Annotated in this window: 12 protein-coding genes and 1 pseudogene; 10 read left to right on the top strand and 3 right to left on the bottom strand. The window is 65.9% G+C overall.

What is annotated here, in order from left to right; translation table 11 throughout:
- Nucleotides 1–21 precede the first annotated feature (21 nt).
- Complete coding sequence (gene deoR, locus ABD05_RS31340; RefSeq protein WP_047904065.1) at nt 22–792, bottom strand: DNA-binding transcriptional repressor DeoR; 771 nt, start codon at nt 790–792, stop codon at nt 22–24.
- Nucleotides 793–938: 146 nt separating this feature from the next.
- On the opposite strand from deoR, the gene deoC reads away from it, so the two are divergent.
- The 3 genes and pseudogenes from deoC to ABD05_RS39580 all read left to right on the top strand — a co-directional run.
- Nucleotides 939–1,619: a deoxyribose-phosphate aldolase gene (gene deoC / locus ABD05_RS31335; RefSeq protein ID WP_047904064.1), complete on the top strand. Its 681-nt coding sequence runs from the start codon at nt 939–941 to the stop codon at nt 1,617–1,619.
- A 464-nt stretch (nt 1,620–2,083) separates the two neighbouring features.
- The gene (locus tag ABD05_RS31330; protein ID WP_238594222.1) at nt 2,084–2,383 is read left to right on the top strand and encodes a hypothetical protein; all 300 of its coding nucleotides are present in this window, start codon (nt 2,084–2,086) and stop codon (nt 2,381–2,383) included.
- A gap of 120 nt (nt 2,384–2,503) precedes the next feature.
- Nucleotides 2,504–2,626: pseudogene (locus ABD05_RS39580) on the top strand (IS6 family transposase); the annotation flags it as partial.
- 97 nt (nt 2,627–2,723) lie between these two features.
- Here ABD05_RS39580 and ABD05_RS31325 read toward each other — a convergent pair.
- Both ABD05_RS31325 and ABD05_RS31320 read right to left on the bottom strand, forming a co-directional pair.
- On the bottom strand, nt 2,724–3,209 hold the full coding sequence (locus ABD05_RS31325) for an anthrone oxygenase family protein (protein ID WP_047904638.1): 486 nt from the start codon (nt 3,207–3,209) through the stop codon (nt 2,724–2,726).
- 2 nt (nt 3,210–3,211) lie between these two features.
- On the bottom strand, nt 3,212–4,036 hold the full coding sequence (locus tag ABD05_RS31320) for a Rossmann-fold NAD(P)-binding domain-containing protein (RefSeq protein WP_047904063.1): 825 nt from the start codon (nt 4,034–4,036) through the stop codon (nt 3,212–3,214).
- Between the two features lie 95 nt (nt 4,037–4,131).
- On the opposite strand from ABD05_RS31320, the gene ABD05_RS31315 reads away from it, so the two are divergent.
- From ABD05_RS31315 to ABD05_RS31285, 7 genes are all read left to right on the top strand, one after another.
- Nucleotides 4,132–4,797, top strand: a complete 666-nt coding sequence (locus tag ABD05_RS31315) for a TetR/AcrR family transcriptional regulator (RefSeq protein ID WP_047904062.1) — start codon at nt 4,132–4,134, stop codon at nt 4,795–4,797.
- Nucleotides 4,798–5,515: 718 nt separating this feature from the next.
- Nucleotides 5,516–7,171, top strand: coding sequence for an AMP-binding protein (locus tag ABD05_RS31310; protein ID WP_047904061.1), 1,656 nt, complete (start codon nt 5,516–5,518; stop codon nt 7,169–7,171).
- Nucleotides 7,168–8,055 carry a beta-ketoacyl-[acyl-carrier-protein] synthase family protein gene (locus ABD05_RS31305; protein WP_047904060.1) on the top strand — a complete coding sequence of 296 codons (888 nt, stop codon included), beginning with the start codon at nt 7,168–7,170 and terminating at the stop codon, nt 8,053–8,055. The genes ABD05_RS31310 and ABD05_RS31305 overlap by 4 nt, the downstream gene beginning before the upstream one ends.
- On the top strand, nt 8,055–9,164 hold the full coding sequence (locus ABD05_RS31300; RefSeq protein ID WP_047904059.1) for a 3-oxoacyl-ACP synthase III family protein: 1,110 nt from the start codon (nt 8,055–8,057) through the stop codon (nt 9,162–9,164). Before ABD05_RS31305 ends, ABD05_RS31300 begins: the two co-directional genes overlap by 1 nt.
- Complete coding sequence (locus tag ABD05_RS31295; RefSeq protein WP_047904058.1) at nt 9,161–10,159, top strand: ketoacyl-ACP synthase III; 999 nt, start codon at nt 9,161–9,163, stop codon at nt 10,157–10,159. The genes ABD05_RS31300 and ABD05_RS31295 overlap by 4 nt, the downstream gene beginning before the upstream one ends.
- 5 nt (nt 10,160–10,164) lie before the next feature.
- On the top strand, nt 10,165–11,061 hold the full coding sequence (locus ABD05_RS31290) for an MBL fold metallo-hydrolase (RefSeq protein WP_047904637.1): 897 nt from the start codon (nt 10,165–10,167) through the stop codon (nt 11,059–11,061).
- 89 nt (nt 11,062–11,150) lie between these two features.
- Entirely contained in the window at nt 11,151–14,966 is a 3,816-nt protein-coding gene (locus ABD05_RS31285) for an AMP-binding protein (protein WP_047904057.1), read from the top strand.
- Nucleotides 14,967–14,974: the final 8 nt, after the last annotated feature.

The following is a 14,974-nucleotide window of genomic DNA, read 5'->3' as shown; positions in this document are numbered from 1 at the left end:
GCGATGCGCAGCCGCGCTGCATCAGGTCACGAGCGCGATCCCGTGTTCGCGGATCGCCGTTTCGTAGCGGCTGCTCAGTTGCCCGTCGGAGATCACGTAGTTGAAGTCGGTCAGTTCGGCGAAATAGGCCGCGCGCACTTCGTCGAACTTCGTGTGGTCGGCGAGCAGGAAGCGGTTCTGCGCGCGCGCCATCACCTTCTTCTTCACGTCGACTTCGTGGAAGTTGAAGCACGTGACGCCGCAGCGGTCGCTCACGCCGGCCGCCGAGATGAACGCCTTCGACACGCGCACCGTGTCGAGGATGCCGGTTTCGGCGACCGACTCGAACACCATGTTCTTGCGGTGGTACGCGCCGCCGCACAGGATCACGCTGCAGTGCGGCTTCTGCTGCAGCTTCGCGAACACGTTCAGCGAATTGCAGACGGCCGTGAATTCGAGGTCGTCCGGAATGAAGTCGACGATGAACGGCGTGGTCGAGCCGCAGTCGACGAAGATCGTGTCGCCGGTCGTCACGAACTGCGCGGCCAGCTTGCCGATGCGGCGCTTTTCCTCGGTCTGCCGGTTGTTCTCGGCACTGATCAGGTATTCGCCGATGTCGCTGCGCTGCGCGGCGAAATGGCGCGTCACGTAGCCGCCGATCAGGCTGAGGCCGTGCGGGTTGTCCGCGAGATCGCGGCGGATCGTCATCTCGGACACGCCGAACAGCTCGGCGACTTCCCTCAGATGAATCGCGTTCTGCCCTTGCAGCACATTCATCAGCGTCTTGATCCGTTCGCCCTTCTTCGTTTCCATGCCTGTATCCTGCGTGCCATTCGCACTCGTCGCGTGTCGTGCCGGGCACGCGGGCCCGGCCGGAATGTCGTATTTGTAACAAACCGATGTGAAAACATCAACTTTCCGTGTGCCTTTCCGGCACGCGATCCGTGGAGTCCTGAAACATGCCGCTTTCCAACGCCCAACTCGCTCAAACCATCGATCACACGCTGCTCGCGCCTGACGCAAGCGACGCGCAGATCCGCGAACTCTGCCGCCAGGCGGCCGCGCATCGCTTTTACTCGGTCTGCGTGAATTCGGCGAACGTGCCGCTCGCCGCACGCGAGCTGGCCGATACCGGCGTGCTCGTCTGCGCGGTGGTCGGCTTTCCGCTCGGCGCGGCGCTGTCGGCCGCGAAGGCATTCGAGGCATCGGCCGCGATCGCGGCAGGCGCCGGCGAGATCGACATGGTGATCAACCTCGGCGCGCTGAAGAGCGGCCGCGCCGACGACGTGAAGGCCGACATTGCGGCCGTGCAGCATGCGTGCGGCGCGGTGCCGCTGAAGGTGATCCTCGAAACGGGGCTGCTGACCGACGACGAGAAGGTGCGCGTGTGCGAGATGTGCCGCGATCTCGGCGTCGCGTTCGTGAAGACGTCGACGGGGTTCGGCCACGGCGGCGCGACGCTCGCGGATGTCGCGCTGATGCGCCGCACGGTCGGCCCGGATCTCGGCGTGAAGGCATCGGGCGGCGTGCGCGACCGCGCGGCCGCGCTCGCGATGCTCGAAGCCGGCGCGACGCGGCTCGGCACGAGTTCGGGGGTGGCGATCGTCACCGATCAGGGTGGCAGCGATTCGGGGTACTGACGCGCGGAGGTCGGCTTTCGCACGCGAGCGCTGCACGCGAAGGCCGGTTGCGCGAACACGCTTTGGGCGGGCGCCGGCACGGGCCCGCCATCGTACTCGACGCGTGGCGCCTGACGCGTCGCCGGCCCCTTGCGTGCTCATGCCGCAGCGGTCTCGCGCCGCGACGCCGGCCATTTCGGGTTCGCACGGAAATCCCGGTAAATACGGGCCTTTATCGGTTGCCGACACCCAACGATTGCCTGTCCGACACCCACCCGCCGACATTACGCAACAATTCGCGCAATCCACTACAAAATCGATTTATTTAAAATACAAATCCGAATAAATTATTTACCACCCACCCTGACTTTAAAAATCCATCACATACAATACAGCTGTCGATCCGGAGAATCCCGGCCACACAAGATCGACATTCCGTTTCAATTCCCGATATTGTTTCAAAAAATAGCGAAGGAGAAACGATCATGGCTCAAGTTACACTGTGGGGCAGCGTCCAGGGCAACGGCACGGTCGTGGATGGCTCGGGCGGATTCATCGTGAAACGCGAAAGCACCGGCACGTACCAGCTCTCGTTCAATACCGCATTCATCAAGACGCCCGCGATTGTCGGCTCGCAATGGGGATACGGCGGCGGGCAAAGCACGCTGGACAACGTGATTTTCCCGGGACTTTCCGGCAGCGGAGCCACGGTTCAAACCGGCGACTCATACGGAAAATATAGCGACCGGAATTTCAGTTTCGTCGTGATCGGCTCGATCAGCTAAAAATCGGCCGGGCTGCATTCTTTCTGGCAACCCGGGGTCGTATTAAAATAAATTTCCGGAAACCAGAAACAAATGCAGCTTCCATGGCACTTGTCACATTGGCGAGTCCAGGATGCCGGGATGAAGAAAACGAAATCGCTGCGTCACGGACACCGATTCCCGGCGTCCTTCATTGGCCATGCAGGCCGCCGGTGTTTTCGCTTCCGGCACGGCTGGCGCGACATCACGGAGCCGCGGTTCGAACCGCGGCGTGAATCGGAACGTCATCGTGCCCGCCCAACTACCCGCCTCTCGCCAGTCGGCGTTCCATGCGTAGCGCGAGTTCGGCTCGACCGCGGTGCTACCGCGCCGCAATCCCCGCGATGAAAAACACGCACGCGGCCGCCGACGCCACCGTGCGCACGTGATTCCACATCGTCCAGTCGTGCACGTAGCGCGTCCACAGCGCCGCGCCTTGCGCAGTGACCGGATCGGCCGCGGCGAGCGCATCGTTGAGCGGCACGTTGACGGCCAACGTCACGGCAAACATGCCGAACACGTAGAGCACGCCGCCCGCGAGTGCCGCCATCGCGCCCGGCTGATCGCGATCGAACAGTGCGATCACGACCAGCGCAAGCGCCATCAGCGTCGTGCCGAGGAACAGCGGCATGAACGGCGAACGCACGATGTCGACGTTGATCGCATTCATCGCGGCCACGCCCGCCTGCGGCGCGATCCGTCCGAGCGACGTCATCACGAACGTCGAGAACGCGAAGTACACGCCGGCCATCAGCCCGCAGCCGATGGCCGAACCCCACAGCAATGCGGAAGTCACGAACGCGATCATGGTCATGCGCTCCACACGCCGGTTGCGGCCGTCGCACGCGCATAGTCGGCGAAATCGCGCGCGGGCCGCCCGAGCGTGTGCTCGATGCCGTGCGTCACCGCGCTGTTGCGCCCGTCGAGCACCGTGCCGAACAGTTCGTCGAGCAACTCGACGACCGGCTCCGGCACGCCGACCTCGCGCAGCCCCGCGACGAACGCATCGGGCGGAATCTCGCGATAAGCGATCGGCCGGCCTGCGGCCCGCGCGATTTCGCCGACGGCTTCGGCGAACGTCAGTGCGCGCGGGCCCGTGACCTCGATCACGCGGTTCGCGAAGCGCGCATCGGTGAGCGCGGCCACGGCCACGTCCGCGATATCGTCCGTATCGACGAACGGCTCGCGCACCGCACCGGCCGGCAGCGCGACTTCGCCGGCCAGCACGCTGTCGAGCAGGAAACCCTCGGAGAAGTTCTGGTTGAACCAGCTCGCGCGCACGACACCCCAGCCTACCCCCGACGCCTGCAGCGCGGCCTCGGCCGCCTGCGCCCCGGGTTCGCCGCGCCCGGACAGCAGCACCACGCGCTCGACGCCGCTTTCATGCGCAAGCCGCGCGAATGCGGCGATCGCGTCCACCGCGCCTTCGACGGCAATGTCGGGCTGGTAGGTCACGTACGCGGCCGACACGCCGTCGAGCGCGGCGGGCCATGTCGCGGGCTCGGTCCAGTCGAAGCGGACGGCCGACGTGCGCGACACGGGCCGGGTAGCGATGCCGCGTGCGCGCAGCCGTGCATCGACGCGGGCGCCTGTCTTGCCCGAACCGCCGACGATGAGGATGGGAAGTGCCGACATGAGCGTCTCCTTTGACTAAAATACGAGAATGTCTCGCGTTTCAAAAAACACGATAGACTCTCGCATTAGCAACGTCAAGTTTTTCTGGAGGCGGCATGGGCCGACAAAAATCGGGGCAGAACGACGAGCCCGAAGCGGCGGCAGCGGATGCACCGGCGCGCGCGCGGCTCGTGCCGACGCAGCAGCGCAGCCGCGAGCGGTTCGAGCGCATCCTCGCGTGCGCGTCGGAAGTGATGATCGAGAAAGGCTGCGACGCATTCCGGATGAGCGACATCGTCGAACGCACGGGCATCTCGTTCGGTTCGCTGTACCAGTACTTTCCGGACAAGGCGGCCGTGATCGGCACGCTCGCGGAGCGCTACAACGCAGTCGGGCACGACTGCGTGCGGCGCGATCTGGCCGCGATGAAGACGCTCGACGACCTGCACGGCACGCTCGCCCGCATCACGGACAGCTACTACCGGATGTTCGTCGACGAGCCGCTGATGCGGGACATCTGGCGGGCCACGCAAGCCGACCGCGCGCTGCAGGAACTGGACCGGGCGGACGGCGTGTTTCTGGCCGGGCTATTGACCGGTGCGTTGCGGGATCTCGCGCCGGCGGTACCCGACTCGCAGTTGGCGGCATTCTCGGAATTGACGATGGTGTTGATCGCTGCGGCGGTGCGGCATGCGATCGAGCTGCCGCCGAAGGCGGCGCGCAGGATTCTCGCGATGTTCAAGCGGACATTGCCGGGAGATTTATCGGTGCTCGACAGCTAGGATGTGCTCGAATCCTCGAACCGCGGCATTCCGATTTCTCACCTGAAACAAAATATTCGTTAATACAATTACGAAAATCCATATGGGCGCAACCCGAGACCCCGGCGCCCGCCCCCTGATTTCCCATCCAAACCGACTCGATAACCCGCTGCTCCCGGGAGCGCGGGTCTTTCGTCTTTCGCGCGAAGCAATCCGCTTCGTGACGCAACGCTCGTTTCGCCCCGGTGAACGTCGCGACGCTTTATTCAGCGCTCCGGCAGCCAGATTCCACCGGAGTCAACAAATCGCGAGATGATTAACCGAAATCGATTAACTCAATCAAATGCCGATGCTTAATGGAATCGATTTCAATCAATAATTCCAACCATCCATCCATTTGACCATTTACTTTCCAAGTTTACTTCCGCTAAGCTTACGGCACGTTTTTAAACCCACCAAATCGACCGACGAATTTCCAACCCCAAGCAATTCGCATTAAATCGATCGATTATTGTTTATTTTGAAAATCAAATGAGATGGAATTAATCCATAAAAACCGGCAAGCCATCATGTGATTGACCGGGCTCTCCGTGCGTCGCTGGGCGACAGGTGCCTGCCGCCCCGACCACGCCTCTTTGGCATCGCGATTCAGGTTGCGCGGGACGGGCCCGATCCTATGGCCCGGCGGCGCCGTACCGCTATCGCTGACTTCAAACTCACACTCTTGCGAGCGCTGACGATGGACGACTTTTGCCGCGCGAACCTGCCCCCTGCCGAAGATTGGCCGGCGTTTGTCTTCGAGTTGCCGGGGCTGCAGTTTCCGCCGTTTCTCAATTGCGCCGCCGCGCTGCTGGATACCGCAGTCGAGGAACGGGGCTGGGGCGATCGCGTTGCGATCAGGACCGAGTCGGGCATCACGTGGTCGTATCGCGAGTTGCGCGATGCCGGCAACCGGATCGCCAACATGCTGGTCCGCGATGCGGGCCTGGTGGCCGGCAATCGGGTGCTGCTGCACGGCGCCAATCACCCGATGCTGGCCGCCGCGTGGTTCGGCGTGGTCAAGGCCGGCGGCGTGGCCGTCGCGACGATGCCGAAGCTGCGCGCGGGAGAACTGTCGACCATCATCGGGCGAGCCCGGGTCACGCACGTCATCTGCGAAGCCGGGCTGTCGACCGAGTTCGACACGGCGATGGCGCGCATTCAGTGGCGCGGCGACGTTCGGTACTACGAAACGGATGACACGCATCCGGACGCGCGCTGGCTCGGCGGCTATTCAGCGGCATTCGCGGCGGCCGACACGCGCGCGGACGATCCCTGCCTCATCGCGTTCACGTCGGGGACGACCGGGGAACCGAAGGCCACCGTCCATTTTCATCGCGACGTGATGGCGGCCTGTCACTGCTTTCCGCAGCACGTGCTCAGGCCCACGGCCGATGACGTCTTCTGCGGGTCGCCACCGCTCGCGTTCACGTTCGGCCTCGGCGCGCTGTTGCTGTTTCCGATCAGCGTCGGCGCGAGCGTCGTGCTGTTGCCGAAAGCGAGCCCGGAACGGCTGCTGGCCGCGGTCGACCGGCATCGGGTCAGCATCCTGTTTACGGCGCCGGCGGCCTATCGGGCCATGCTCGATCATCTCGACACGCATGACATGTCGTCCCTGCGCAAATGCGTGTCGGCGGGTGAGGCGCTCCCGTCCTGGACGCGCGACGCGTGGCGGGAGCGCACCGGCCTGCACCTGATCGACGGAATCGGGTCGACCGAGATGCTGCATATCTTCGCGTCGACAGGCGACACCGGCGCGAAGGACGGCGCAATCGGCAAGGCCGTGCCCGGTTACCGCCTTGCCGTCCTGGATGAGCACGGCCAATGCCTGCCGCCCTACGAAATCGGCTATCTGGCCGTGCAGGGGCCGACCGGGTGCCGCTACCTGAATGACGCGCGGCAACGCGACTACGTGAAGCACGGCTGGAACCTGACGGGCGACAGCGCCTACCTGGACGAGGACGGTTATCTGTTCTATCAGGCTCGCGCCGACGACATGATCATCAGCTCCGGCTACACGGTGTCTCCCGGCGAAGTGGAGCAGGCGCTGCTGCGCCATCCCGATATCGCCGAATGCGGCGTCGTCGGACAGATCGACGAATGGGGCGGCACGCTCATCTGCGCGCATGTGGTGCTGCGACCGGGCGTCGGCGGCTCGGAAGCGTTGACGACGCAGTTGCAGCAGCACGTCAAGAACGTGATTGCGCCGTACAAATGTCCGCATCGCGTGACCTATCACGCCGGCGGTTTGCCACGCAACGAATCGGGCAAATTGCGGCGCGCCGTGCTCCGGCAGGCGGGTCATGGCGCGACGCCCCCCCTGAATCAAGCAGTCCTCAACGAGCACGTCCTATGAAAATTCTCGGCGCCGCGGTGGCCATTCCGGACCCCGCGATCACCGCGCAATCCTGCGCCAACGATTACGCGATCAAGGCAGCCAGGCAGGCGCTGCAGCAAGCCGGTTGCCTGCCGTCGGAACTGGATCTGATCGTCAGCCTGTCGATTTCTCCCAGCCGGATGGCGGACGCGCCGACGATCGCCGGGCCGCGGCTGGCGCACTCGGTGCAGCGCGACCTGCGTGCGCGACATGCGGCCGTGTTCGACCTGCTCGACGCGGACTGGACGCTCGCACTCGATCTCGCGCAAAGCCATTGCAAACAGCTCGGCTATCGACGCGCGCTCGTCGTTCGCGCGGAGGCGCTCGCGGACGTCGAACAGGTGGCCACGAGCGGCTTCGCCGACGGCGCGGGGGCGATCGTCCTGACGCCTGCCGGCCAGGACCGCGTTGATGCCAGCCGCTACGCGGACCTCGATTCGCCCCCGTTCGCGACGCTCGCCGCGCTGCCCGCCCGGCGCGTGAACGGCATCCTGTCGCTGGCCCGCTTCGAGAGCCGGTTCGATCACGCAACCGGTCGATTCGACGACGAACCGGCCAATGCGGCCACTGCGGTGCGCGCAATGGTCGACGCGGTGCGGAGCCGCATCGACCATCGCGCCGCCACGCTGTTTTACGAATCGTGGTTGAGCGGATGGCCATCGATCGCCACCGGCGTGGGTCGCGATTTCCACATCGATGTCGTCGCCGGTTCGACGGACATCCCTAACCCGTTCCAGTTGCCCGCGTGGCTCGCGTCCCGCGTCGCACATTCGATGTCGTTGCGTGAGGATGAACGGTCGGTGGTCGCCATGACGCTGGATCCGTTCAGGCCGCGCATTGCCTGCAGCACGATGGAGGTCTGATGGTGCACAACGTTCGAATCGCAAGTCTCGCGTGCCGCCTGCCGGCACGCCAGGTACCCAACGACGATCCCGTGTTCGCGGGCGTCGAGCCCATTCCGTCGGAATGGTGGCAATTCTGGGGCATCGAATCGCGCTACATGATCGATCCCGATGCCGGCGAATCCGAGCTTGCGCTGGCCGAGCGCACGGCGCGCGACGCACTCGCCCGTGCCGGCGTGGAGGCCGCCGAACTCGATCTGGTGCTGTTCAACATGACGTCGCCGTTCGTCTCGCTCGCCGATGGCCGGCGCCGTTTTGCGCCGCGGCTGTCGCGCGCGCTGCGCGACCGGCTCGGCGCCACGCGCGCGCTCGATGCCGATGTCGAGATGGAATGCGCGAGCTTCGTGCTGCAACTGCAGCTCGCCACCAACCTCATCAAGCAGGGACGGGTGAAGCGCGCGCTGGTGTGCTCGTCGGAGCGCATGTCGGCCGTGGTCGACTACACCAGCAAATCGTCGACGAACTTCGGCGATGGCGCGGCCGCGGCCGTGCTCGTCGCCGAGCCGGCCGATCCCGGCGGTGCCGATTGGCTGGATGCCGCGTATCGCAGCGATGCAACGCACTACGACCTCGTGACAATGCAGTGGCGCAACGCCCGGGCCGCGTCAGACGACGACGCGGCAACCGACGCCGACAACCCGTTCGGCGTGTATTTCACGCTCAAGCCCGAAGCGCAGGAGGCGATCTCGCGCTTCATGCCGGTGGCCATTCCCGATATCGTCGAGCGGCTGTTGCAACGGAGCGGAACGGGCATCGCCGACGTCGATGCGATGGTGTTCCATCAGCCGTCGGCGCTGCTCGTGCGCGCATGGGCCCAGCGGCTCGGGCTCAAGCCCGACCAATACGTGATTCGCGTGGCCGATTGTGCGTGCCTCGTGTCGGCTGCCGTGCCGTTTGCGTTGTTCGAGTCGATCCGGGAAGGCGTGATCCGGCCGGGATCGTTGGTCGTGATTGCCGGCGCAGGCGCCGGCTGGGGCTTCGGCGCGCAATTGTGGCGCTGGGGCGAAACCGTCGTGACCGATGCGGGCGAAACCGTCGCCGCTGTCACGGAGCAGGAGGTGCGGGCATGACCGCCAGACTCGTCATCGCCGGGATGGGCCACGCGCTGCCGGACCGGATCGTCAGCAACGACGAAGTCGCCGGCATGATCGACACCAGCGACACGTTCATTCGCGAACGAACCGGCGTCGTGGCGCGACGCTATCTCGCCCCCGATCAGCATCTGGCGGATCTCGCGTGCCCGGCCGCGGAACGGGCGATGGCCGACGCCGGCGTCACGGCGCACGACGTCGATCTGCTGATCGTCAATACGCTGTCGCCGGATCATCACGATCCGTCGCAGGCGTGCTACATCCAGCCCCGGCTCGGCTTGCGGGAGATTCCGTGCTTCGATATCCGCGCGCAATGCAGCGGCGGGCTCTACGGGGTCGAGATCGCGCGCCATTTCCTCGCGAGCGGCCTGTATCGCAACGTGCTGCTGATCTGCGCCGAAGCCCTGTCGCGGCGGATCGATACCAGCAATGCCGGCCGCAATCTGTCGATCCTGCTGAGCGACGGTGCCGCCGCGCTGCTGCTGCAAGCGACAGACCACCCGGCGCACGGGCTGATCGACCTGACGCTCGGCGCCGACGGCACCCAGTTCGACCTGCTCAGCACCGAAGCGCCCGGCGCGCGGCGCCCACGCTTCATCGACGAAGACGATATCGCGGCCGGCCGGCACCATTTCCGGATGAAAGGCGGGCCCATGTTCGAAGACGCCACGCGGCGCATCGTCGACGCGTGCCGGCAGATGCTCGACAAGCACCGGCTGACGATCGGAGATATCGGCCTGGTCGTGCCGCACCAGCCGAACCTGCGCATCCTCGACGCGGTCATCGAGCGGCTCGGTCTGCCCCGCGAGCGCTGCATGATCTCCGTCGATCAGCTGGGCAACATGGCGAGCGCAGCGTTTCCGGTCGCGCTCGCCATCGCGCGCGATCAAGGCCGCATGCCGGCCGGGCAACTCAACCTCTTCGTGACCTACGGCGCGGGCGCGACATGGGCCTGTGCGCTCTATCGGAGCTGAACGACATGCTGAACGCTTCCCCGGGGTGGATCGAGCCGCGGCTGGCCCTCGTCGGCACGGCTGACGTGCCGCTGTACGTGATCGTCAACGACGAGGCCGCGACGCTGGTCGAGGGCGGCCTGAGCGGCATGACGGAACTCGTGTGGCAGCAGCTTCACGATCTGCTGCGGGACTTCGGCGGCATCCGGCATTTGCGCTACTGGCTGATCACCCACTCGCACTATGACCATTGCAGCCTGCTGATGACGCTCAAGTCGCGCATGCCGTGGCTCCATGTATCCGGTTCTCCCGACGCGTTCGATGCGTTCCAGAGCCCGTCGGCCTGCCGAACCATCCGTCAGCTCGACGCGCACGCGTCACGGCCGTGGGCGCCCGTCGTCGGCGTCGACTTCACCGAGCTGTCCGACCTGCCGTTCTATCCGGTCAATCCGGGCACGCAGCTCGACATCGGCGTCGGGATGCAGATTCGCACGATCGCACTGCCGGGTCACAGCCGTTGCCAGTTCGGCTACTACTGCCCGCAGCTGGACATCGGTTTCGTGTCGGATGCGCTCGGTGAGTTTCACGGCGCCACCAGCTGGCTGCCGCTGGTCTTTCAGGATCTGTTTGCGTATCGGCACTCGCTGGACGTCATCGAGCAGCTGCACGCGCCGCGGCTTGCATTGGGGCACCACGGCATCCTCGCCGGCGAGCTCGCCCGATCGGCCGCGCGGCATGCACGCGCATGCCTCGATGCGCGCGAGGCCGACGCGCGCGCGGTTCGCGGCAACGCCGCCGCCACGCAGGAACTGGCCCACCACTGGACTGCCCGTTACGCAGCAAGAAGCGAAAAGGTGGTGCCGCATTTCCTGCATCTCAAAAGCATGATGCACATGATCGATCTGTTCCATCGCGCCGAATAGCCTCCTTCGGATTCCCGCCGCAGCAACGCATGGGCGCCGCCCGGCGTCAGGCCGCTGCTCGCTGTTTTCATTCCTCTTCCGACGACATCATGACCACTGCGACCTTGCCGACCACGCTCAGCGAATTGCTTCAGAACCGGGCCGCCACACTCGGCGACAAAACCGCCTACGTGTTCCTGAGCGGGCCGCCCGAGCAGGAACAGGCCGAATCGATGACCTTCGCGGCGCTCGACGCACGCGCCCGCCAGGTCGCCGCGCTGCTGCGGCAGAACGCGGTCGAGATCGGCGACCGCGTGCTGCTGCTGTGCCGGCCGGGGCTCGATTACGTCAGCGCCTTCATGGGGTGCCTCTATGCGGGCGCGATTGCGGTGCCCGCCTACCCGCCGCGCAACAGGCAGCACATGGTGCGGATCGCCGGCATCGTCGAGAACGCCGGCGCGAACACGATCCTGTGCTCGGCCGACGACCACGCGCGCTGCACGACCTGGCTCGCCGATACCGACGCATCAGGCAGCACGCTGCTCGACGTCGGGGGCGCGCAGGGGCTGGATCCCGTGCATTCGCCCGCCGGCGTGCAGCCCTCCCACATCGCCTTTCTGCAATACACGTCGGGAACCACCGGCAGCCCCAAGGGCGTGATGGTGTCGCACGGCAACCTGATGCACAACCTGGGGCTGATGCGCGAATGGCTCGCCTATGACGAGGCAAGCACGATCGTCAGCTGGCTGCCGCCGTATCACGACATGGGCCTGATCAGCGTGATCCTGACGTCGCTCTACGGCGGCTTCCGGAGCGTGCTGATGGCCCCGGAACGCTTCATCCAGCATCCGTACCTGTGGTTGCGTGCGATCAGCCAGTACCGCGCGGACCTGACGGGCGCGCCGGATTTCGCGTACCGGATGTGCTGCCGGCGGATCTCCGACGAACAGCTGGCGACGCTCGACCTGTCCTGCCTGCGGGTCGCCTACAACGGCGCCGAGTCGGTACGCGCCAGCACCCTGACTGATTTTGCGCAGCGCTTCGCCGCCGCGGGCTTCGCCGCCGACGGTTTCCTGCCGTGCTACGGGCTGGCGGAGGGCACGCTGTACGTCGCCGGCCGCACGGAGCAGCATCCGATCCGGACGCTGTGCGTCGATCAGGCCGCGCTCCAGCGGCAATCCGTCGTATTGCGCAGCGAATTCCAGGGCGTATCGCCGCAGCCGCTGGACCGCCCGGGCGAGCGGGTCCTGGTCGGTGTGGGCCGCACCGACGGCGAACAACAGGTGATCGTGCGCGACCTGGAGACCAATGCGCGTTGCGACGATCGGACCATCGGCGAAATCTGCGTGGCCGGCCCGAGCATCGCCGCCGGCTACTGGCGTCTGGACGAGCAGACGCATTCGACCTTCCGGCACACGCTGGCCGCCGACCGGGATCAGGCATTCATGCGCACCGGCGATCTCGGCTTCATTCTGGATAACGAACTGTATGTCACCGGCCGGCTCAAGGACATGGTGATTCTCGCCGGCCGCAACTACTACTCGGAAGACATCGAGTACGCGCTGATCGTCGGCGTACCGGAACTCGTGCCGAACGGTTGCGCGGCCTTCATGGACGACCAGGTCGACGCGGAACGCCTGATCGTCGTGGCGGAAGTCGAGCGCACGCAGCGCAAGGGCAATCTCGACAGCTTCATCGACGCGATTCGCCAGGCGATCTGGAACCGCCTCGACATCGGCCCGAGCGCGATCGTGCTGGTGTCGCCCGGCAGCGTGCCGAAAACGTCGAGCGGCAAGGTGCGCCGCAGCACGTGCCGCACGCAGTTGCACGACGGCGCGCTGACGATCCTCGCGCAGTGGGACGTCGAGGGCGGCGTCCAACCGCCCGCGCCCGATCGCCGGCAGCCCGCGCGCCCGGCAGCGGTTATCGACAAACCGGCGGCCAACGATCGCCGGCATGATGCCAGTGCCACCGTCGACGAACTGAACGACTGGCTCAGGCACTACGCCCGCACGCGGATCGATTCGCGCACCATCGACGAGCGTCGCACCATTCCGCCGCACGTCGTGCTCGATTTCGGGAACCGGGGCCTGCTCGGCATGCCGATCGACCGTTCGCATGGCGGCCTCGGCCTCGGCCAGCGCGACATGTCGCGCGTGTTGGCGCAGCTGGCCGCGATCGATTCGACGCTGGCTTTCTTTGTCGCGTTGAACAACACGCTCGGGATCCTGCCGATCATGCAGCATGCGCAGCCGCCGTTGCGCGAGGAATTGCTGCCGAGCCTCGCGAGCGGCCGGATGCTCGCCGCATTCGCGATCACGGAGCCGGCGGCGGGCTCGCATGTACGCGCGATCGCGTCCCGCGCGCAGCGTATCGAGTCCGGCGACTGGCTGGTCACGGGCAACAAGAGCTGGAGCGGCTCATCCGCGTGGGCGGGGATCATCAACGTGTTCGCGAAGCAGGCCGACGGCACGGGAATGGTCGGATTGGCGGTGCGCCCCGGCACGCCAGGCGTGCGGATCGGCGCCGAGGAGCTGACGATGGGCGTGCGCGGCATGATCCAGAATTCGCTGCATCTGGATCGGGCACGAATCAGCGACGCATACCGGCTCGGCGACATCGGGCAAGGGATGTTCGTGGCGCAGCACGCGATGAACATTGCGCGCCTCGGTATCGCGGCCGTCTGCGTGGGCGGAATGAAACGCTGTGCGCAGCTGATGCATCGCTACGGGGCACGGCGCCAGGTCGGCACCGGCCTCCTGCTGGACAACCCGCTGAGCCGCCTGCGCCTGGGCGAGCTGCGGGACCGCATCGACGGGCTCAATGCGCTGGTCGAGCACCTGGCCGCCGAGCTGGACCTCGGCGTCGCGCTGCCTGAAGACTGCCTGCTGATCTCGAAGATTCTCGGCTCCGAGCTGCTGTCGCAATCCGCCGACGAGATGATGCAGTTCCTGGGCGGCCGCGGTTATATCGAGACCAACCTTGCGCCGCAGATCTTCCGGGACGCGCGCCTGACCCGCATCTTCGAGGGGCCGACCGAAACGCTGCTGGTTCACCTGGGCAGCCGTCTGCTCAACGGGAGCGACGATTTGCTGCGCTATCTCGAGCATGCGCTGGGCGCCGGCGTGCTGGCCACGGAGCTGCGCGAGCTGGGCGCACAGCTGGCGCAAGACGGGCTCGCCAATGCGTCGAAACTCGGCGGCACCGCGCATGCCGCCGTCTGGGTCAATTACTGGCTCGGCACGGTCGCGCAATGGGGCTTGCTGCTTGCGGTGATCGAACGCGCGGCTGCGCAGCAGCGCATCGGCGATGCCGCGCTGCGCTGGGTGCAGAGCCAGTACGAACGCGCGATCGAGGCGGCGCAGCGGCAGGTCGGCCTGCGCTCTGCCCTGTCCACGTCGGTGGAATTGAACGACTGGGCAGCGCGCACCGGGTTCGAGATCGGCGCGATCGAGCAAACGATCCCGGGTGCAAGCCAACTCGTCGATCCGTTGCTGGACGCCCATGCCGACGCGCGTTCGGTCTCCCGCGCGCCCGACGCGCCAGCCGGCGAAGACGCCGGTTCGGCGGCCCCGATCGTGAGCGAGCCGGCGAGCCTGCTCGATCGCCAGCAGGTTCATGCCGTCGAACAATGGCTCATCGCGTGGCTGGGCGAACGCCTCAAGCACCGCAAGCTTCGATTGACGCGCGAGTCGACGTTCGCCGAGATCGGCTTCGATTCGATCCTCGCCGTCGAAATGACGCTCGTATTCGGCGAGGCGTTCAGCGTGACCGTCGATCCGTCCGCGGCCTGGGATTACCCGTCCATTCGCGCGCTGGCCGCCCATCTCGCGCCCAGAACTCACGGCGCCGCGCCGGCGATTGCCGTCGCGCACGCCGATCCGGATGCACCTTCACCCATTGCAGCCCAACCTTCGACCCTGTGAGACCGTCC

Source organism: Burkholderia pyrrocinia (assembly GCF_001028665.1).
In the GTDB taxonomy this organism is placed as follows: domain Bacteria; phylum Pseudomonadota; class Gammaproteobacteria; order Burkholderiales; family Burkholderiaceae; genus Burkholderia; species Burkholderia pyrrocinia.
The sequence above is the reverse complement of the archived record's forward strand: the minus strand, read 5'-3'. Positions and strand labels throughout refer to the sequence as shown.